Source organism: Ochrobactrum sp. XJ1, from assembly GCF_024701725.1.
GTDB lineage: Bacteria > Pseudomonadota > Alphaproteobacteria > Rhizobiales > Rhizobiaceae > Brucella > Brucella anthropi.
Genome location: NZ_VDGD01000005.1, coordinates 1 through 20,219, shown reverse-complemented (window position 1 = coordinate 20,219; position 20,219 = coordinate 1). Strand labels below are relative to the sequence as shown.

Genomic DNA, 20,219 nt, shown 5'->3' with positions numbered 1-20,219 from the left:
TGCCTCAACTCCCGACAATCGTGCTGACAAGCTCGGAAGAACCGGCAATCACGCCGATTCCGATGATCCAGTAGCCAGCGCGACGCAGGTCCATGTAACCGAACATCCAGGCGACTGCGATCAGTATGACCGCAATGGTCGCGATCAACTTGAAGATATTGCCTGTGAGGAGATCGACGATGTTCTGAAGGATGGACTCGATGCCTGCGGCCTGGGCGAAGGCCGGTTCGACCAGAGCTGCGAAAATTGCGGTCGTCATAATGGCGGACGTTGCAATCGAGCGCATTCGGTAACCATAGGTCATTTTATTCTCCTCCACGCTGGTTCTGGAAAACGAGGACCGACGACTGACGCCTGGACTTGAAGACATCCCAGGAAGGCGCGGTGGCGTCGGAGGTGGCCTTCCGGCCGGAATTCTTGGCAACAACATCTACGATGGCATCGGAAGTGGCAGCGGACCCTTTTGCACGCTGTCCATCTTGGTGACCGTGGACAGTCAAAGTCGCGTTCGTCGATTTCAACCGTTCGATCTCGCGTTGAATCTGATTGTCATACTCGGCAGATGAACCAGCAGAGATATCTCCGCCCCCGTAGAATGACTGAAGCATGATCTTCCCAGCCTCGGTTTCATCGGCACCGGCCCGGATCGCGCGACGATAGGTGCTGTCAAGCAGTGTCGCAGTCGCTTTCAGATTGAGACACGGATCGAAAGCTTCGGCGATCGTGAGGTTGAGCCTACTGAGGTCATCAAGACCTAATCCCGCGAGACCAAGCTGAATGTCCTGATGCCCGGTGGCCAACGCAACAGCGACTTCTATCGCCTCGGCTTTTGAGGCCGGCTGTGGTTTTAAAGGAGGGCCGCTATTGATGCGGATGTTAAATGGTTCGAAACGGCTTTCGAGGCTGACAATACCGGCAAGCGTTTCGGTAGCAACGGACGGCGCGCAGTTGTGGGCAAGATCGACAAACGATACGGGCATGACTAGAACCACACCCTCTGCTTGCCGACACCGTCGATCGTTACATCAATGTAGTTAGGTTTTTCGCGAACAAGAGGTCGAGCAGTTTTATGGCCCATGCACTGACGGTAGCCTTTTTCGTAGTGCCATTTGGCATCAACGAACAGGCCATCGTCATTGCGAAGCTGCTCGCTGCGATGTTTGCATAGGATGCTGTTTACAGCCTGCGCCGAAGTGGAGACGCAAGATACTACGCGTCTGCGATCAGCGTAAGAAACGGTAAGGCGATAACCGTCATTACAATAATACGGTTCGTAGCGAGAACGTGAGCTCTGAAACCCTGCGCTGCTGCAGGTCGGAAACGACTTGCCTCTGGCAAGCCACCGCCATAGCTTTTGCACCGGTGGACGGCATTGTGCATATTGCGTAGGTCCACCGGGATTGGATAAGCACAAGATAACTTTACAACCCCAGTCATCGGCACGAGCGTTTTGACTGGAACCGAGATATAATGCACCGAGTCCGAAAACTGCGATGGCACCACGAAAGAGAAATTTGCTCATGCCTCCTATCCTCCGATTAGTTGTTGGGCACGTTGTCAGAACTCGTTGCGCCTCAACTCCATTACTATGCAAATAATCGATAGTTAAAAAAATGGCAAGCAATTTAAGCGAACGATGGCAAAACCAGGCGCTGGCTCTTTTTGGCCTTCGGGAAATTCTGGAAAAACCGATTGAAGATGAATCGCCGCAATCGCGTATCAAACAGATCGGAATGCTAAATGTACTGTACATGATGCATCAGGCTCATGAGCCGCTAACTCTTTCATCAATCATGAAAATTACCGGATTGACGCGCGGCGGTGTCATCGAAACGGTCGAACAACTGGTGCAACGTGGCATCCTCAGCGAGACGCTTGGGCGCAATTCGATGGGTCGGGGAACGGCGAGGCAGTTTGAATTCGCACGCAACGTATTCGAGCAGATCCGCTCCACCGGCGCAGAGTAATTTAACATATAAATATATTATAAGTTAAATGAATTTTTGTCCCGACTATCCATTTGAAGGGTCTACCTTTGATTACTCTTGTCGAAGCAAGAGGGAACGGATTTCTCGATGAAGCTCTCAACGCAGAGCAATAGGGATCGCCAATCGGAACGCTGACAAATCGGAAGGGCTTCCTTTATGTGACCGATGAGCGACAGCCGCTCACAGTGCGTCGATCATCTCACTTGAACGCGTTTCCTTCTCAAAAATCCAGTCAAACCCCACCTGTGGTCCCCTTTTGCTGAGAGTGAGGCCGATAGTGAGCAGAGACCGTATTCCAACGAAAGTAACAAAGTCCGCCGCCTCCACCCGAAGGTGAAGGCCATTTGTGAGGGGTCGCAGAAACGCGTAACCGTCGCCAAAACCGATGACGCTCTCACGACCAATAATGTCGATCGACACAAATTGTGCACTGAATTCGGTGTGTAGAAATTTGCCTGCCTCATCGGGGTTCGAAACGAGGACGAAGGCTTCAGCACGGTGTCTATGAGCAAGATTTTTCATCATGGAGCCCTGATTTTTTCACGGTCCGACGCCCAGAGCGCCTTTCGCCATTACGGTCGCTGAACTGCTTGCACCTCTGCAGTCGCCCTCACTAAACCAACATATCGATCAGTTACGGCTGATCGTCATGCAAGTGAGATGTCGCGGAGCGAACGAGACTTGATAACGCGATGGCTATCGAAACCCTTCTGCGCGGCACCGAGGCAGTTGGGGCTAGCCGTTGTCGACCAGGAGCTCTTTGACTGCGCTACAAAAACTCTCAATCTCATCCGCATGATGGCTGGCGGTGAGGGAGACACGCAATCCTGCTTCTCCCCTGGCCACCGTAGGGAAGAAAATTGCTGAGGCGTAGAAATTATGTTTCAGAAGCTCCTGAGCACACCCAATTGATATCATTTCATCACCGATACGGATAATGCGGATCGGCAGTTCGGATCCTGATTGGGCTGTGGGCATTAGTCTGTCAAAAAGTGCGATATTGTCCTGCAACGCGGCTTGTCGTTGCCCAAGTTCTGGAGATCGATGGATTTCAGCTGAAGCCAACGCTGCACCAATAGCTGCTGTATTGAGTGATGCCGAGAATGCGTGTGCAATTGCATAACGGCGAAACAAACTTTCCTGATGGGCGGTTCCCAGCATCAGCAACCCGCCAGATGCTCCAAATCCCTTGCCCAACGATGTGACGATTATGGTTCGGTCTCCCAGGTTATCGAATTGGGATCTCGCATAACCCTGCCCTTCCTTACCGACAATGGATACTCCATGTGCATCGTCAATGTACAAGAACAAGCCGTATTTTTCTTGCAGCTGTTTCAATTCATCGATGCGCGCGCCGCCTCCCATAGAGTACACGCCATCGCAAATGTATGCGACGCTTCGGTTCTTTTTGCAGATATCCTCAAGTGCTTCATAGTCGTTGTGCGGTATCGTTTGAACGGCGGTTTCATCGGCCATTGTTTTCTTGTGGTAGGCAAGGGTCGCGTGAGCAAACCGATCGAAAACCATCGTTGGCTTTATACCGCCAGTCAGATGACCAGAAGCAACCAATGGAAGTGCGCTCATGTTGGCGGCTAATACAGTCGTATAGGTAATAGAGCGAGCCTGGAAGAGCTGCGAAAGCGCCTCTTCGAGTTCGCCAAGCTGTACGAAGTTTAGCCTTGTCCGGGCGCAGGACCAATGTAGACTACCGTTTTGTCGAACTGCTTCAATGGCTCCCCCGACGATACGTGGATGATTGTCCAGCCCGAGATAGGAACACCGGACGAAATCAATGACATTGTCGTTGCGACCGAGTAACTGGACCTGGCGCCCTTCTCTCGGGACTGCGTAAAGCGCCATAACACCTTGAAGGTGAGCCGCTTCGAAATGAGAGCCAGCAATATCGATCAACTTCGCAGTATTGCGAGCACCCGTTCCAAATAGACGTTGAGATGATTCAAACGGATTCCTTGGCATCACATCCTCCATTGTGGTGCCATTATGAAAGCTGGAAGAAATATTATTCGCAACAAAGCAGTTAAGAAGAATTATAGTTTATATTAATTACAATATTTACATTAATATCATTCATAAGTTTATTGTGAAAATTCGAACGCATATCCTGTCGTATGTACTGTTCGGATAAGGTTCCTTCCGGTCAATTTCCATAGCTGACGCCTCAGATTGCCGACATGTACGTCCACCGTTCGCAGTTGGACATAGTGATGCGCGGGCCAACCGATCTTGATGATTTGCTCCCGCTTCATTACCTGTCCTGGTGCGGCAATGAACCCTCGCAGAATTCGAAACTCGGTGGGCGTTAACCTTATTTCCAGACTCCCAAGTCTCAGGATTCTTTCGTCTGGCAGGATATTTAGGTCGCCAATATGGACACGTTCACGACGATCAGACGTCAGTGTCTTGCGTTCCAGTGGCATGGATTCCCGGTCGTGTAAAAAGGACAGAACCCGCTCGGGCACGAATGGATGAGGGAAAATTTCGTCAAATCCAGCGTGTAAAAAATCAAGAAAATTCATTGAATTACAGGGTTTAGTCAGCGCTACGAGAATTATACCTCTGGTGGCGGGATTTTGTTTGATGGTAGCACAGACATCACAAATGGGCTCCGTGTTCTCGCTTGTATCAAACAATATCGCATATGGAATTGCTTCCGTTGCGAAGTTCGATGAAGCTTGCAGGTCCATGAGGCTTGGCATGTAACCGCCGACACTGAGAATGTGACTTAGTATGAGGTAGTTCTGTGGGTTCTCTGTGCAGATCGGTACGCTAAGATTCACGATCAATTTTCTCCGATGAGATAAATGTTGCGACAAATTTTTTACAGTTATGATTAATGTTAATAAAAATTGCACATTCGTCAATAAAAATAAGTTTGAAAGTCTATTATCGAGAATTATTATCATATTTTTGTTACATCATAATTTGATCGATTATATTGGACGACGTGCGCCCTTGGCTACGAGTTCGCCGATTACCGGATCATCTGACCTTTAAGGTTACGCTCCACAGGTTGAATGTACTCGGGAGATGTTTCCAGCACCGCTAGGGGCTTCACGTTTGCGGTCAGTTCAGCACGTTTCGACGAAATTACGACGCCGGAACTACACGGTCCGGCGTCTGTTTGCATACTTTCGCGATGTTCAACCTCGAACCCACATGTTCCATCTTTGCAGTAACACCCTGGCATTCTCGTTGATCCATTTGGCATCTGGAACCACGACGGTGTCTCGAACTTGTGTTGCCGTCGGCATGAAACTCCTGGTTTCATCGGACATCATTGCAATCGCTTCCGTACTCGGAGGTGTACAGGCCAAGACATCGCAAGCTTTTGCCTGGGCGATCGGATTTTCGAGCCAGAAAGCTATGAGTTTGAGTGCATTTTCCCGATTTGGCGCTCCCTTCACTAGCGCAATGCGATCGCCAACCAAGAACGATGCTTCATAGGACCAACCGATCGGGAGCCCCTCAGCTTGCAGAGCACGTGCACGGGTAAGCCAGATTTGGCCGAGCGCATATTCGTTGTTGCGAAACCCCTGGACACTTTGATCTCCGCTCTTCCACCACAACGAGACGGCTGGGCGGATTTCGTCCAGCTTCTTGAATGCTCGATCAACATCGAGAGGGAAAAGTTCATCGCGTTTCACACCGTCAGCAAGCAGTGCGGCGGCCAGCACGCGCCAAGGATCGTCAAAATTCGGGAATGCCCGGCCTCCTGGAAACTCGGAAGTATTCCACATATCAGCCCAAGTCCGCGGCTCCCGCCGACCTTCCTTTTCTTTCCGGTAGACGAGCAACGTTGCGGTCGACTGGAGCAAAGCACCGCCCGGCGCACACGCATTCTCGGGCAAATCAGGCCGGTCAGCGAATGCTTTACAAAACTCGCTCAGATCTTCGGTTACAAGTCGGTGAGCCTCGGATTCCGACTGGATTTCTCCATCAAGATAAAGATCCCAGGAAACGTTTCCGGCCTTGACCATTGCTGAGGCTTTCGCCCGCATTTCCGAATTGGTTGCTGATACGATTCTTACGCGAATCCCCGTCTGCTCGGTAAAAGGATCGAACCAGGCTTCCTTTAGGGCCCGATCGTAAGCACCTCCAGTCGATGCGATAACGACCTCATTGACCGATGTCGCACCGGCGTGCGCACTTGCCGCAAAGGTTATCGCCGTGACGGTCATGGATCTGCAGACGAATTCGGTCACTTTATGAACTATCATGATTGTCTCCCCGTTTTTCAGTTTTGTTTGCTGCGTGTAAGCGCGAATGACAATGCGATGAGGCACATCGACACCAGGACGACCACGGTGGAGGCGGCTGCAATAGTTGGTGTCAGGTTAAAATCGATATCTTCAAACATCTTTCTACCGATCGTTTTGCCATTGATATCCGAAATGAAGAACGCCACGGTGGCCTCATCGAAAGAGGCCAGAAAGGCGAAGACAAATCCGGCGCCGATACTTGGGGCGATCATCGGCAACGTGATGTGGAAGAACGCTCTGCCACGCCCTGCTCCGCAATTCAGGGCCGCAAGCTCCAATGCTGGGTCGAAGCGCTGTAGAGCCGCTACTACGGTAATCATCACGAATGGAACCGACAGGACTGTGTGACTGACCAGAAATCCCGAAAAGGTTCCGGTCAATTGATGCGGTGCAAAAACCAGATAGAGGGCGACACCCAGAACAATATGCGGAACAATCATCGGGCCGATCGTCAGTACCTGGAAAACCCCCTTGAAGGGTAGCTCGCCTCTAACGAATGCGAGAGACGCCATGGTTCCCACAACGGTAGAAGTCAGGGCTGTCGCCAAGGCGATTTTCAGACTAAACCATGTTGAAGCCATCCAGTCAGGGTCGCCGAAATATGCAGCATACCATCTCAACGACAGACCTTGCGGCGGGAATTGCAGGTAATCCGTCTGGCTGAACGACATTGGGACGATGATCAGCGTGGGCAGAATGAGAAACAACAAGATGATACTCACGAAGAAGGCCGCGAACAGTTTCCAGGCGAGATTACCCATGCGCCATCCTTTCAATGACATTCTTGAAGTCCCGGTCTCCGGACTCGAACCGATTGTAGAGCACTGATTAATGGACACTTCCGAACCCCTTATTGAGCGCTAGTACTCGCCGGAAGCACGCGACAAAGATAATTGTCATGCCAAGCAACACAGTTGAAAGAGCAGCAGCGAAGGGCCAATCCAGCGTCACAGTTGTTTCCTGACCGATCAGCGTCGCCATCAACATGGAATCCGGCCCTCCAACCAGAGCGGGCGTTATGTAAAAGCCGAGCGCCAAAACAAAGCATAGGGTGGCTCCGGCAAAGATCCCGGGAAGACACAAAGGAAATGTGACGACGAAGAAAGCCTTCCAAGGATTTGCGCCTAGGTTCAGAGCAGCTCGATCAAGGTCCTTGGGTATAGCTTTGAGCGCGGCATAGATAGGCAGTACAACGAAAGGCATGAGAACATGTGCCATCGCCAGTGTCACCGCTCCTTGCGTGTAAAGAAGCTTGAAGGGTTGTTCAGTTAAACCGACGGCGCTGAGAAACCCGTTCACGATCCCATTCCGCTGCAATAGGACGATCCAGGCATAGGAGCGAACAAGAACCGAAGTCCAGAGCGGAATGAAGACGCAAATCGCCGCTATAATCCCTGCAAGCTTTCCTGCTCTTGCCATGGTCAGAGCGACAGGAAAGCCCAGCACGCATCCAATGGCAGTCACAGCGACCGCAACGCCAACCGTGGAAGCCAGGACATCGAGATAAAGACTCCCCTCAACAATGCGTCCATAGCTTATTGCATCGTCCGAAAAACTAAGAGCGATGAGTCGGCCGATCGGATACATAAAGCCGACGAGCAGTAGAATTAATAATGGTAGTACCAGAAACCACGATATTACCGGCGGGTATTGGCTTGCGGATCTTCCTCTAAGGAATGTGTCGAAACCGGAAAACGACGAACTCATGCGGCCAACCTCGTTTCAAGGTCGAAAGTCAGGAGTGAGAGGGTGTCCAAGTTTACACCGACGCGGCTATTCTTTCGCAACACCGGTGACGATGTTGTTGCAGGCAATTGGACACGCAGGCCGATATCTGGAAATGCGTCTAGCCTTACCAAAACAACTGTGCTCGAACCGATAAAGACGGAAGCCTCAACAGTTCCGGACAGTTGCCCCTTTTTCGGGTCGGAAAAGATGCCGACATGTTCCGGCCTCACGGCTAGCCTGATTTCGGAACCGATAGATTTGTGAGCCAGTTTGGGATGAAGCAGCGCATCAAGCTCCACAGCAACACGTTCGGAGATATCCAGAATGCACTTGCCGTTTTTGTTGCCGCGATAAGTCGCCGGAATAAAATTGATAGAGCCGATGAAGTCGGCAACGAAGGTTCTATTGGGTTCGTTATAGAGCTCGGAGGGAGTACCAACCTGCTGGACGCAGCCATCGTGCATTACCACAATGCGGTCGGACATGGTCAACGCCTCTTCCTGGTCGTGGGTGACGTAGATTACTGTTGCTCCGAGATTCTCCTGAATGCGTTTGATCTCAAACTGCATTGCCTCTCGCAATTTCTTGTCGAGGGCACCGAGCGGTTCGTCCATCAAGATGACGGGCGGAGAAAAAACCAGCGCGCGGGCGACGGCCACACGCTGCTGTTGTCCACCTGACAACTGGTTTGGATAGCGGTCAGCGAAGTCATTGAGTCTGATCAGCTCAAGCATCTCATCGACGCGAGACCGGATATCTTTCTTCGAACCCAGTCGTCGCATTTTCAACGGGAACGCAATATTCTGCCGAACCGTCAGATGGGGGAACAGCGCATATTTCTGGAACACCATGCCGACGTTACGCCGGTTGGGCGGCAGGGTGGTTATATCTACGTCTCCTACAATAATCCTTCCGTTCGTCGGTTGTTCGAAGCCGGCGATCATGGTGAGCAAAGTCGTTTTGCCTGATCCGGACGGTCCGATTATTGAAACGAATTCGCCTGCCCGGATGTCGAGCGTGGTTTCATGGACAGCCCAGGTTTCGCCAAATCTTTTCTGAACGCCAGCAAGCATTAATTTCTGACCGATCAATCTTTCCTCCTCCGGAAACCACGTTGGTATCTGTGCCTTTGCATTCGGTCCTCGATGCAAAATGCATCATTGACGTTCCAGACGCATAGACGTGCTCATCCAGCTACCGCGTGACTCTATGAGTACGCGCTGCTAAAACCTAATATGACGCGACAAAAACTTTGCAAAAACTTTACATGGTCATTTTGTTGCATCATAATTCCAGCGTGTCAACAGGGATTGAGGCTTAGATGAGCGCGATAAAATTGCCGGACCAGGCCAATGAAGGGCAGGCACCGGGTCTTGGCGACGTCGCATACCGCGAAATGAAGGAGCGCCTGATACGAGGCGAATATAAGCCCGGCAAGAAACTTACGGTCCGAGCCGTAGCGGAAGATCTCGGATTTAGTTCCACCCCTGCGCGGGACGCTATCAACCGGCTCACCAGCGAAGGCGCGCTGGTCTATTCGGGACCGAAAACTGTAATCGTACCGGTTTTAAATGAAGATAGTTTGCGCGAGATCACACTAATTCGGCTTGCCCTGGAGGGGCTGGCGGCACAGCTGGCAGTTAACTCGGTTGCCGATGAAGATATTGAAAAACTTAAAGATATTCAAAATTATATAAACGATGCACTGGATCGTCGCGCTTACGAGACGGTTTTGCGGCATAACAAGGATTTCCATTTTCATGTGTACGGAATGGCCGGAATGCCTCGGCTTTTATCCATGATCGAAGGGGCCTGGCTTAGGGTTGGCCCATCACTTTACGATCTCTATCCAGAGTTTGCTGAAGAAAAATACGGCGTTCGAAACCACCAGCTAGCCATTGAATCGCTGGAAGACAAGGATGGCGCATCCCTGCGCGCCGCATTCGAGAACGACATTCGGGATGGCTATCGGCGCTTGCGCCAGGCGGCGCGAGCGCGCTCCTCGGCTAGATAGTTTTTTGTTGTATGGGCTTGACCTTTCGCATTTTTGTTGCAACAAAATTGTGAAGCTAACGCAAAAGCATTAGCTGATGTGCGTTTAAAAGGCCCAATCAATGATACCTAGTCCGAGAATAAACCGCGGCGATCCGGTGCAGAGAACGGAATCGTCACGTCTTTATGCCCGCGGCCTGCAGGTTTTGCCGCAGGGTGTGTCACGCGTCACGATCGATATCGATCCAACACCGATTTACATTCAACGTGGTGAGGGCGCCTATCTGGTTGATGTGGACGATAACCGTCTTCTGGATCTCAACAACAACTTCACCACGCTTATACACGGACACGGCTTCGAACCGGTTGCGGAAGTGGTTGCTAGGCTATTGCGTAACGGAACCTGTTTTTCCAATCCGACCGAACACGAGGTCGCACTGGCTGAATTGCTAATCTCGCGGATCCCGGCAATGGAAAAGGTTCGCTTCGTCAACAGCGGGACCGAAGCGGTCATGTTTGCAATCAAGGCCGCTCGAGCGTTCACAGGTCGCTCTGCGATCGTTCGCTTTGAGGGAGCTTATCACGGGGGTTATGATTGGGCTGAAACGGGGCAAACCGGCACCTATCCCAACAACGGGTCCGGTCGAAACGTTGCACGGCCAGGATATCATGGTGCGCCGTCCAGCCTTGGCGACGATGTGATCGTGCTCCAGTTCAATGACAAGGAGGAGATTGTTTCGAAACTCGAAGGCCACGCGCATCGGATCGCCGGTATTTTGATTGATCCCATGCCTAGCCGCGCTGGGCTATTTGCGCCAAGCCAGGGATTTATCGAGGCACTGACAACCTTCACGCAAGAGCATGGCATTTTACTGATCGCCGACGAAGTGTTGAATATCCGGCAAGGTTACAGGGGGGCTTCGGACCGTTACGGTCTTAATCCCGATCTCATAGCAACCGGCAAGATCATCGGTGGTGGCTTTCCAATTGGAGCCATCGGCGGGCGCGCAGAAGTCATGTCGGTCTTCGAAAAGCGGGACGGTAAGCTACCAGTTCCGCAAGGTGGGACATTCTCCGCTAACCCGGTCTCCATGGCTGCAGGTCTTGCTGCTATGAATGCATTGCCACCCGATGCCTTCGCACGGCTTGAAGAACTAGGAGATGCCTTGCGTTCGCGTCTCTCGCAGATCGCTCAGTCGCGGCAGGCTCCCTATTCGATCACGGGAGCCGCTTCCCTCTTCCGCATTCATTCCAAACGTGAAGCGCCGACTGATTATCGCGCTTCAATCATGTCGCCTGATCAGACCATGTGCATGCGAGAACTCACACGGTATTTCGCCCGGAATGGTGTTCTGTTGCCCTTTGGAGCCGCGGCCAGCCTATCCACCCCGATGGGCGAAAATGAAATCGACCTCATTGCCTCGCTTTTTGATGATTTCCTTGCACAAAACCCCGTACGGGAGGACCATCCATGAAACATGCCGCAATTACAGACAGCGTTGCTGATCGTATCGCACAAGCACTTGTCCGCCATGGTGTGGAGGTGATCTTCGCACAAAGTTTGCCCTCCGCTGTTATTCTTGCAGCCGAAGCCCACGGCATTCGCCAGATCGCCTATCGTCAGGAGAATATGGGCGGAGCGATGGCGGACGGATATGCCCGGGTTTCCGGCAAGGTGAGCGTCGTCGCGGCGCAGAACGGTCCCGCAGCGACGCTGCTTGTTCCGCCACTAGCCGAAGCTTTGAAGGCGAGTATTCCAGTGGTCGCGCTTGTACAGGATGTCGAGCGAAACCAAACGGACAAGAACGCCTTTCAGGATATCGACCAAATCGCCCTCTTCCAATCCTGTACAAAATGGGTCCGTCGACTAAATGTAGCCGAGCGCATCGATGACTACATTGATGCGGCTTTTACCGCTGCGGCAAGTGGGCGAGCGGGACCGGTTGCGCTTTTGTTGCCAGCGGATTTGCTGCGTTGCCCGGCTCCGAAGATTTATAAGCCGAGAACTGCTTGTCTTGGCTACTGGCCGCTTGACCGGTTTCGTCCATCGGACGACCTCATTCAGACCGCAGCGGATACTATTGCTGAAGCCCGAACCCCTGTTGTGCTGGCTGGCGGCGGTATTCATGCCGGTGGTGCAGCGGCAGCATTGGCTCGGCTTCAGGAGATAGCCTCCCTTCCTGTGTTCACGACGAATATGGGCAAAGGGGTGGTTGACGAATTCCATCCTCTATCTGCTGGCGTTCTAGGGTCTCTGACTGGCCCTCGTTCGCTAGGTTTCTACAGTCGTCACCTCATGAATGAAGCAGATCTGGTTATCCTTGCCGGAACACGCACCAATCAGAACGGAACTGACAATTGGCAGCAGATTCCTTCTTCGGCGAAAGTCATTCACATTGACATCGATCCCGGAGAGATCGGACGCAATTACGAGGCATTGCGTTTGCACGGCGATGCACGCGAAACGCTCACGGCCTTGTGCGAAACATTGTCTAAACGAGACTTCCTTCGGCGCAGTATGCCTCGCCTCAATTATGAAGAAAGAATTGCCGGTTTCTGGGCGGAATATGATGAAGCTCGCCGACCAGTTCTTGATGACCGATCAGGCGCCATGCGGCCTGAGCGCGTTATGCAGGAATTGCAGCCCTGGCTCGACCACGACGTGACGATCGTGGCGGATGCGAGCTATTCGTCCATGTGGGTTGTCGGTCAGTTGCGCTGTCGCAAGGTGGGCACGAGATTCATTACACCGCGCGGGCTCGCTGGCCTTGGATGGGGTCTACCACTTGCGATGGGGGCAAAGGCCGCTCGTCCTGACAAGCCGGTGGTTGCCATTGTCGGAGACGGTGGATTTGCGCATAGCTGGGCGGAACTGGAAACGATGATGCGTATGCAGTTACCCGTCACTGTCGTCCTCTTGAATAATGGCGTGCTAGGCTTCCAGAAAGATGCGGAAACCGTGAAATTCGGCCGCTATACGACGGCGTGCCATTTTGCACCGGTCGATCACGCGGCAGTTGCTTCAGCGTGCGGATGTCGATCTGCCACCGTCGATAATGCTGCTGACTTATCGGAGCAGTTACGTCTGAGTATTGAAAGCGGTAAACCGTCGCTCATCGAAGTTATTACCGATCAAGACGCTCATCCTCCGCTTTCTCTTTTTGCGGCAATGGATCAGGCAGCATGACGGTTGGAGCGCGGGAGCGTATAGCAGTCGTAACCGGGGGCAGCTCAGGCATTGGGCTGTCAACGGTTAGACGATTGGTTAGCGAAGGTTACAAAGTAGCGTTTTTCGGGCAGACACCTCAGCGAGTCTCGGCAGCTGGCGAAATGCTCATTTCGCAATTCGGGGAAGATGCCATCTTTTATCGAAGTGTAGACATAAATGAGCCGACAGCAATTGTCGGCTTTTTCGATGAGGTGCGAAGCTATTGGGGTTCGCCAGACACGCTGATCTGTAATGCTGGCGTATCGCCCAAAGCCAAGGATGGTAAAGCTGCAGCGTTTGTCGAGACGTCGATCGAGGAATGGAACGTAGTCCTTTCAACCAATTTGATCGGACCTGTCTTTTGTTGCCAACGCGTTTTACCGGATCTGATTAAATGGCGCTTCGGGAGAATTGTTTTAGTTGGCTCTATTGCTGGCAGGACGTTACCAAGGCTCGCTGGCAGCGCTTATACCGCATCAAAAGCTGCGCTATCGGGTTGCCTTCGTTCTCTCGTGTCTACGCTTGGCGGGACCGGAGTTACGGCTAATATTGTTGCGCCAGGACATATCCTAACCGAAATGACTGGCCCGATTGATTCCGATGCAAATCGCGATGCGCTTTTACGTATCCCCGTCGGACGGTTGGGATGCCCTGACGATGTAGCAGCGGTGATCACTTTCCTGGCGTCGGAAAACGCTGGCTTCATCAATGGCGCAACGATCGATGTAAACGGGGGAGAATACGTTTCACCCTAGTACCACTTCAGCAGGACGATGAATGTTATGTCGAAGGTTCTTATAAAGACATCGGACGCGCAATTGTTTTTGATGCTTCGTCATCTACTCTCGGTTGAAGGGTTCGATGCGGATCTCTTTTCAGAGCTAAAAGCATTGACGACTCCCGAGACAGGTGCCGAACAGAGCCCAAGCGCGTTGATATTGGATAGTGGCGATGCTGACCATTTCGAGTTCGTTCACCTTAGGAGGAAGCTTCCAGGTCTCGCGTTGGTTCTGCTGGCAAGGGGTGATATCGATACTGGACTACAGATTAATGAACGATTGGATCTGGTCCTGAAACCTCCGTTCGATCCACTTGTTTTGCTGGGATTTCTCCAAAGGTACCGAGGCAATTTCGCTACTACGGATGCCACAAGGGTTGTTTTGACCTATTGCGACCTGTTGCTGAACCCCATGCAGTTCAGGGTGTTTCGCAACGGCCATCGCGTCGATATCACACCGTTGCAGTTCCGTTTACTTGAAGCACTCATGCAAAAGCCTGAAATTGTATGGAGCAGGCAGGATCTTATCGACGCTGTATGGGGTCAAGGTGCTATGGTCGAGCCCCGTACGGTCGACATTCATATCGGACATATCCGGCGCTCATTGGCGCGCTATGGTCCAAACCTGATCAGAACTGTGCAGGGTCGGGGCTACGCCCTCGATCGGTCGGCGGACCCGTTACAGTGAGTTTCAATTCATGAGGCGCTGAAAAATCCGCGTCCAGAACTGAAAATTTCGCTGATCGTCTTCGAACCAGGCGTCGAGTGCAAAAAGCGCGGCAGCTGTGGGGGCTGTGTCTGCATAGATTCGCCTCGTGGCATCCACAATCAGACTGTCTTCAGCGCCATAACGGATAGCATCCTGCTGCAAAAGTTCCCGGGCGGCTCTCACATTCGAAATTTGCAACACAAGCATTCCTCCTGCGCCCGGCGGAGGGTTCAATGAATAGAGCCGGACGTTGTGGAGACCGCATGACGGCTTTTTTTAACAGCAATCGCTGTATCGTCGTCCCTGGCATGTGTTGTTTGAGAATGCACCCTCTTGTAACAGAATCAAATAGTTGTGGCAACAATCGGATATAAGGTTTAGATGAAATTCAAGAGACTTCGAGGAGCGCAACAACAAAGGGAAACAAGCGCTGTTGGTTCGATGGAGAAAACTCCTATCTCGTCGGCGGAACCACATAGGAATAAAATCTCACAAATTTTGCAAAGACTTTCTTGATCAACGTCGTTGAATTTTGCAGTTTAAGCCGACGCTCGAAATAGTTCGCCCTTACTTTTGACCGACAGGTGCGCCCGTGCTGATGAAAGACCGTATCGATCACTTGCCACACGTAAAGCAGCGCGAGTTGCAGCGCGTGCTGGAAGTAATTTTCGAGGAATTCGAGGATGGGCTCAAGGAGGGGGCGGCGGAGTTCAAGAAGCGCGGTCGTATCGTCAAGGCAATTTTGTTCGGATCCTATGCACGCGGCACCCAGGTGGATGAGCCGCACACCGGCAAAGGCTACCGTTCCGATTTTGACCTGCTAATTATCGTCAATAATCGTAAACTGGCGGACTTTGATTTCTGGCGAAAAACCGAAGACCGGCTTATGCGCCTGCGTGACGTGCAGACACCGGTAAACTTCATCGTCCATTCGCTGCGTGAGGTGAACACGCGAATAAAGGAGGGGCGATATTTCTTCACTGACATCCGCAAAGAAGGCATTGTACTTTACGAACTCGATCCCGAGCCGCTCGCCCAACCCGGTATTCTCAATCCGGAAGACGCCCATCGTATTGCAAGAGAATATTTTGATGATCGGCTACCGCATGCAAGAGTTTTTGCAAAAACTGTGGGGTACCTTCTGGAGGAAGGCGACATTAAAGAAGCAACATTCATCCTTCATCAGGCGATAGAACAGGCTTATTCCACCTTTCTATTGGTAACAACAAATTACTCGCCGTCTTCGCACAACCTGAAATTCCTGCGTCGGCTCTCTGAAGGGCAACGCAATGAACTGGCCAAGGCATGGCCGCAAGATCAACAGCGTTACAAAGCGTGGTTCAATATCGTCAATGAAGCTTACGTGAAGGCGCGGTATTCTCCGCATTTTGATATCACCGAGGAAGCACTGCGATGGCTTCTGAAGCAAGCGAACGCGCTCATCGACGAAATCGAGAAGATATGTGCCGTTCAATTGAAGAAAATGAGCGAAGCGCGATAAAAGCACAACCTAATCGCCTCAAAGGGAAATGAACCGCCAACCTGCTCCTCTCCATCGCCGAATTGGGGCCAGAAGCGGGCGATCTGGTTCAGCCAAAGAACGTTGACAAGCGGCCATCATTAGCACAACCGCCTCATTGCCAGTCAGAATCCGCCAAATGGCCGGCCGCTGATAATGCAACTGCCCGGCCAACGGATGCGAAGGCATTATTAAGCACTATAAGTATATAAAGCGCCGGATAAGTGCACCCGGCGCCGGCCATCAAAGCAGGCCTTATTTCGCGTCCACGATTTCTTTTGGAAGCGGTGTACCATGATACTTTTGGTAGATCTCAATCGCAGCGCCTGCGCCGGATATCTACCGTAAACAGAAAGGGTTTGCGTCGTCGGAAGTGCCACTGTCTGGCACCCTAATGACCTCAAGTAAATGCGGGAACGGCTTCGTGTTCCATCCTATTTGAGACCGTCGATTAATGTCGGGATCAGTTCCGAAACAGTTGGATGTACGGGCACAGCCCATTTTAAGTCTCTATAGGAAACGCGTGCGTTCATGGCGTCGATGATACCATGAATAGCTTCGTCACCCTCGATACCTAGAATTGAAGCACCAAGTATCTGGCCTGTCGCGGCATCAGCAACAAGTTTCATGAAACCTTGCGTTTCAGCACGTTCGATTGCGCGACCGACCCGGCTCATTGGCCGTACGGAAACCAGAATGTCTTTGCCGGATGCGCGTGCATCTCGCTCGGTCATACCAACCCGGCCGAGCGGTGGGTCAATATAGAGCGCATAGGCGGGAATGCGGTCGCTCACCTTTCTGTCCGCCCCATCCAACAGGTTTGCCGCCACGATTTCGAAATCATTATAGGAAGTGTGTGTGAATGCGCCCCGTCCGTTGCAGTCGCCCAGTGCCCAGATACCATCGACGTTGGTCGACAGCGTATCATCTGTAACGATGAAGCCGCGTTTGTCCACCTCCACGCCTGTGGTGTCCAGGCCAAGATCGTCGGTATTGGGCTTTCGTCCAGTCGCGATCAGGACGTCACTACCGAGAACCACGTCATGATCCGTGGTCACTTCAATATCCGACCCTTTGTTGGCAAATGAAACGATGTTGGTATTCGTGTACACAGTGATGCCCTCGTTTTGGAGAACATTTGCGATAGCTTCCGACACGTCATCATCCTCGCGCGGGGCAAGGCGGGAACCGCGCTCGATAATGGTGACTTGGGCGCCAAATCGGCGATACATCTGCGCAAATTCAAGCCCTATATAACTACCGCCAATGACCACGAGATGATATGGTAGCCTATCAAGCTCGATGATCGACGTGCTAGTCAGATAGGGCACTTTATCAATGCCCGGATAATCGGGGATGACGGGGCGCGCTCCGACATTGAGGAATATCTCGGGCGCTGTCATCCTCTCGCCATTGACGCATATCGTAGTTGCGTTTTCGAACCGTGCCTGTCCTTGTATGACAGTCAACGTATCGAGTCCGTCGAACCACGTTTTGAGATTGTTGCGCGCGTTCAATATGACTTTCTCGGCTCTTGCCTGCACGGTTTTCATATCAATGCCGACGGGCCCGACGATTGTCACACCGAATTCCGCTGCTCGGCTGGCGACATACGCGGCTCTAGCGCTCGCGACCAGCGTCTTGGTCGGCATGCATCCGGCATTGACGCAGGTGCCACCGAGGTATTTTCGTTCGATAAGTGCGACCTTGCGACCCTGAGCTGCCATGCGAGCAGCAAGAAAAGGCCCCGCTTGGCCTGCGCCGATGAATATGGCGTCGAATGTCTTCATAACACAGCCCCACGATCAGGAACACGATGGCATCTAAGAGCGCAGCAGGTCGGTCCCGCCCGCAGGCTTTTGTAGCAAACCATGCAAATTGAGTGTGATGTTTCTATGGCCTGTGCCAAGTCTCATGAGATTCAATCCACAATTAGGCGCTTTTTGAGAGGTTCAGCCGCCACTCTTACATCCTTGCCGCGATCGTAGGCAGGCAAGCAGGGCCTACCGGCTCAAAGATCTTGTAGGTCAGGATAAACTCGTGGTGGCCCAGATGCTCCGACTTGGTTGTTACACCGCGCGCCACGTTCTTTATGAGATCTAGTCTTTCGTTACCGACCTCGTCTAGGGTGGCGCGACCCTCCAGGATTCTGCCAGCGTCGACATCCATGTCTCCCGCTAGCTTGCGACAGGTTTCCGGATTGGCGCAGACCTTGATGACTGGCGAGATGGCAGAGCCCGTTGCATCTTCTATCGGGATGCCGGTCTTTAAATTGAAGGCTTGGTCAGCATCAGCCATATAATGGCCAATACTGCTGCAAATGCCGGAAAACCAAAAGCAACCCACCAGCGATAGAGACGGTGATAGGCCGACGGCAGCGGTTTTCCTTCAACAACAGCCTGACGCGCTATGTTCCGTAGCCGGATCTGCATCCAGACAACTGGCAGCCAGAATGCACCAACAAAGATGTAGAGCGCCAACGAAAGCCCAACCCAACCGGACAGGACAGGCCATCCTGCTTCACGTGCAAGCAAATAGCCGGTGACTGGCTGGAAAATGGCAGCAGTTGCAGTGAAAACCGTATCAGCCAACACGACGATGCCACCGACATGGGCAATCAACCGCGGATCTCCTGAGCGATTGGAGATGACCATGAAAAACGCGATACCCGCGCCAGTGCCAAGCAGGACCGTTGCACCGATCACATGCAGAAAGCGCAAAATATCATAGGTCATCGCACCTCCAGCATCATCGCAACGATACCTGCCAAAACAATAGCTGGAACCACTTTGATCATCGGTCCAAGAGGATCAAGCCACAGATCTGGTGCAACCACCAGACCACCGAAGAGATAGCAGGCCGAAAGCACTATCATTCCGACTGTCGCCATGCGCGTTGCCGAACGCCAAAGGATACCCAGGCCCAATCCGATATCTGCAAATGCGCCGCCATAGACTGTAATACCCGCCAGCCACGCCGGAACGTGATGTCCTTCGAGAATAGCGATAGCGCGCATTGGAGATATTAATGCGAATAGCCCCGACAAGCACCAAAACAGCGCAAGCGTGGCGATGGCCAGTGGCAGCATGAAGTACATCCGGGCGAAAAGCCGTTCCTGTCGCGTGGACGGCAGACTTCTCAGTGTCGAAACTAGCGAACGACAGGGGTAACCGCCCGCCTCAAGCCACGCGCTCGGATCGCCTCGTATCCCATCGGCAAGCGCCTGTAACCCAGTGCTGCGCATCGGTGATCGCCACCCCAGCCAGCCGAGCAGATCAGCGCCCTTACCCACTGATTTCAGCACCACTGCGGGCAGTTTTGGACGCAACCACGGAGGCGAGAATCCCTGCCATTGCCTGAAGTGGTCGACCATTTCGGAAAAGCCTCGAACCTCAGGCTCGGTGAGATCGGCAATAAGCCCGGATGGCAGTTTTCTCCTCGCCGCTGCCACTACTGCCTCTGTTACATCATCGATATGAACAGTCTGCACCTGAGCATGAGGCAAAACACGCGGCAAAATTAACGGTAAACCAGCAACGCCACGTAAAAGCGCTGTGCCGCCATAGGCATCTGGCGACAAAACAAGCGTTGGACGCAGGATCACGCAATCTCGTCCGCTCCTCGCCAGTATTTCGTCGCCGCGCGCTTTTGACCGAAAGAATTCCGTTGGTGCTTCAGCTCCAACGCCAACCGCCGAAATCTGGACAATCCGTAATGGAATGTCCTTCGTTGCCTCAACCAGACGAGCTACTGTCGTGACGTGGATGGCTGCAAGACCGTCTCGCGCGCCGTCTTGCAGGGCTCCGGCAGCGTTTACTACGACATCGACATTGCCCAGCAGCACTCGCCATTCGTCGACCGAGATGGTTGGTATGTCACGGATCAACCATGTCGCGTTTGCATCAGCGGCAAGCGCCGCACGACTTGACCGTCCTACACCGTATAGCGCGACAATCAGGATGAGACGCTTGCGACAATCTGGATGAGATTCTTAGGTCGCGGTCGGGATCAAATTAT

The 20,219-nt window shown here is 52.5% G+C and carries 22 protein-coding genes; 7 read left to right on the top strand and 15 right to left on the bottom strand.

What is annotated here, in order from left to right; translation table 11 throughout:
• Nucleotides 1-4: 4 nt before the first annotated feature.
• From FG152_RS09885 to FG152_RS09875, 3 genes are read right to left on the bottom strand one after another with little or no spacing between them, the layout of a single operon-like run.
• Nucleotides 5-304, bottom strand: a complete 300-nt coding sequence (locus tag FG152_RS09885) for a TrbC/VirB2 family protein (protein ID WP_025091600.1) — start codon at nucleotides 302-304, stop codon at nucleotides 5-7.
• A gap of 1 nt (nucleotide 305) precedes the next feature.
• On the bottom strand, nucleotides 306-980 hold the full coding sequence (locus FG152_RS09880) for a lytic transglycosylase domain-containing protein (RefSeq protein ID WP_498986311.1): 675 nt from the start codon (nucleotides 978-980) through the stop codon (nucleotides 306-308).
• A 2-nt stretch (nucleotides 981-982) separates the two neighbouring features.
• Nucleotides 983-1,522 carry a hypothetical protein gene (locus FG152_RS09875; RefSeq protein WP_498986309.1) on the bottom strand — a complete coding sequence of 180 codons (540 nt, stop codon included), beginning with the start codon at nucleotides 1,520-1,522 and terminating at the stop codon, nucleotides 983-985.
• Nucleotides 1,523-1,613: 91 nt separating this feature from the next.
• On the opposite strand from FG152_RS09875, the gene FG152_RS09870 reads away from it, so the two are divergent.
• Entirely contained in the window at nucleotides 1,614-1,967 is a 354-nt protein-coding gene (locus tag FG152_RS09870; RefSeq protein WP_498986306.1) for a transcriptional regulator, read from the top strand.
• A 201-nt stretch (nucleotides 1,968-2,168) separates the two neighbouring features.
• On the opposite strand, the gene FG152_RS09865 is transcribed toward FG152_RS09870, so the two are convergent.
• The 7 genes from FG152_RS09865 to FG152_RS09835 all read right to left on the bottom strand — a co-directional run bounded on the left by FG152_RS09865 (nucleotide 2,169) and on the right by FG152_RS09835 (nucleotide 9,087).
• Nucleotides 2,169-2,513, bottom strand: coding sequence for a hypothetical protein (locus tag FG152_RS09865; protein WP_498986303.1), 345 nt, complete (start codon nucleotides 2,511-2,513; stop codon nucleotides 2,169-2,171).
• Between the two features lie 210 nt (nucleotides 2,514-2,723).
• Nucleotides 2,724-3,965 carry an 8-amino-7-oxononanoate synthase family protein gene (locus FG152_RS09860; protein ID WP_498986301.1) on the bottom strand — a complete coding sequence of 414 codons (1,242 nt, stop codon included), beginning with the start codon at nucleotides 3,963-3,965 and terminating at the stop codon, nucleotides 2,724-2,726.
• Between the two features lie 119 nt (nucleotides 3,966-4,084).
• Nucleotides 4,085-4,786, bottom strand: coding sequence for a winged helix-turn-helix domain-containing protein (locus FG152_RS09855; protein ID WP_498986298.1), 702 nt, complete (start codon nucleotides 4,784-4,786; stop codon nucleotides 4,085-4,087).
• 363 nt (nucleotides 4,787-5,149) lie between these two features.
• Entirely contained in the window at nucleotides 5,150-6,187 is a 1,038-nt protein-coding gene (locus FG152_RS09850; protein WP_498986554.1) for an ABC transporter substrate-binding protein, read from the bottom strand.
• Nucleotides 6,188-6,243: 56 nt separating this feature from the next.
• On the bottom strand, nucleotides 6,244-7,029 hold the full coding sequence (locus tag FG152_RS09845) for an ABC transporter permease (protein WP_273794265.1): 786 nt from the start codon (nucleotides 7,027-7,029) through the stop codon (nucleotides 6,244-6,246).
• Between the two features lie 67 nt (nucleotides 7,030-7,096).
• Nucleotides 7,097-7,975, bottom strand: coding sequence for an ABC transporter permease (locus FG152_RS09840; protein WP_498986293.1), 879 nt, complete (start codon nucleotides 7,973-7,975; stop codon nucleotides 7,097-7,099).
• Nucleotides 7,972-9,087: an ABC transporter ATP-binding protein gene (locus FG152_RS09835; protein ID WP_498986291.1), complete on the bottom strand. Its 1,116-nt coding sequence runs from the start codon at nucleotides 9,085-9,087 to the stop codon at nucleotides 7,972-7,974. Before FG152_RS09835 ends, FG152_RS09840 begins: the two co-directional genes overlap by 4 nt.
• 230 nt (nucleotides 9,088-9,317) lie before the next feature.
• Here FG152_RS09835 and FG152_RS09830 point away from each other — a divergent pair, with 230 nt between their 5' ends.
• The 5 genes from FG152_RS09830 (at nucleotide 9,318) to FG152_RS09810 (ending at nucleotide 14,662) form a co-directional block, all read left to right on the top strand.
• Nucleotides 9,318-10,010, top strand: a complete 693-nt coding sequence (locus tag FG152_RS09830) for a GntR family transcriptional regulator (RefSeq protein WP_498986288.1) — start codon at nucleotides 9,318-9,320, stop codon at nucleotides 10,008-10,010.
• A gap of 100 nt (nucleotides 10,011-10,110) precedes the next feature.
• The gene (locus FG152_RS09825; RefSeq protein ID WP_439710823.1) at nucleotides 10,111-11,463 is read left to right on the top strand and encodes an aspartate aminotransferase family protein; all 1,353 of its coding nucleotides are present in this window, start codon (nucleotides 10,111-10,113) and stop codon (nucleotides 11,461-11,463) included.
• Nucleotides 11,460-13,175 (top strand): acetolactate synthase catalytic subunit, encoded by a 1,716-nt coding sequence (locus FG152_RS09820; RefSeq protein ID WP_498986285.1) that lies wholly within the window; start codon nucleotides 11,460-11,462, stop codon nucleotides 13,173-13,175. The genes FG152_RS09825 and FG152_RS09820 overlap by 4 nt, the downstream gene beginning before the upstream one ends.
• Entirely contained in the window at nucleotides 13,172-13,951 is a 780-nt protein-coding gene (locus FG152_RS09815) for an SDR family NAD(P)-dependent oxidoreductase (protein ID WP_029928361.1), read from the top strand. The genes FG152_RS09820 and FG152_RS09815 overlap by 4 nt, the downstream gene beginning before the upstream one ends.
• A 27-nt stretch (nucleotides 13,952-13,978) precedes the next feature.
• Nucleotides 13,979-14,662 (top strand): winged helix-turn-helix transcriptional regulator, encoded by a 684-nt coding sequence (locus tag FG152_RS09810; protein ID WP_498986281.1) that lies wholly within the window; start codon nucleotides 13,979-13,981, stop codon nucleotides 14,660-14,662.
• Nucleotides 14,663-14,665: 3 nt separating this feature from the next.
• Here FG152_RS09810 and FG152_RS09805 read toward each other — a convergent pair whose 3' ends face one another.
• Nucleotides 14,666-14,890 (bottom strand): Y4oE-related protein, encoded by a 225-nt coding sequence (locus FG152_RS09805; protein ID WP_006472023.1) that lies wholly within the window; start codon nucleotides 14,888-14,890, stop codon nucleotides 14,666-14,668.
• A 391-nt stretch (nucleotides 14,891-15,281) separates the two neighbouring features.
• Here FG152_RS09805 and FG152_RS09800 point away from each other — a divergent pair, with 391 nt between their 5' ends.
• Nucleotides 15,282-16,184, top strand: coding sequence for a nucleotidyltransferase and HEPN domain-containing protein (locus FG152_RS09800; protein WP_498986278.1), 903 nt, complete (start codon nucleotides 15,282-15,284; stop codon nucleotides 16,182-16,184).
• Nucleotides 16,185-16,636: 452 nt separating this feature from the next.
• On the opposite strand, the gene FG152_RS09795 is transcribed toward FG152_RS09800, so the two are convergent.
• The 4 genes from FG152_RS09795 to FG152_RS09780 all read right to left on the bottom strand — a co-directional run bounded on the left by FG152_RS09795 (nucleotide 16,637) and on the right by FG152_RS09780 (nucleotide 20,088).
• On the bottom strand, nucleotides 16,637-17,992 hold the full coding sequence (locus FG152_RS09795; protein WP_498986275.1) for an FAD-containing oxidoreductase: 1,356 nt from the start codon (nucleotides 17,990-17,992) through the stop codon (nucleotides 16,637-16,639).
• A gap of 175 nt (nucleotides 17,993-18,167) precedes the next feature.
• Nucleotides 18,168-18,500, bottom strand: coding sequence for a hypothetical protein (locus tag FG152_RS09790; RefSeq protein WP_498986271.1), 333 nt, complete (start codon nucleotides 18,498-18,500; stop codon nucleotides 18,168-18,170).
• The gene (locus FG152_RS09785) at nucleotides 18,470-18,937 is read right to left on the bottom strand and encodes a DUF2269 family protein (protein WP_498986268.1); all 468 of its coding nucleotides are present in this window, start codon (nucleotides 18,935-18,937) and stop codon (nucleotides 18,470-18,472) included. Before FG152_RS09785 ends, FG152_RS09790 begins: the two co-directional genes overlap by 31 nt.
• On the bottom strand, nucleotides 18,934-20,088 hold the full coding sequence (locus tag FG152_RS09780; protein ID WP_498986266.1) for an SDR family oxidoreductase: 1,155 nt from the start codon (nucleotides 20,086-20,088) through the stop codon (nucleotides 18,934-18,936). The genes FG152_RS09785 and FG152_RS09780 overlap by 4 nt, the downstream gene beginning before the upstream one ends.
• Nucleotides 20,089-20,219 lie beyond the last annotated feature (131 nt).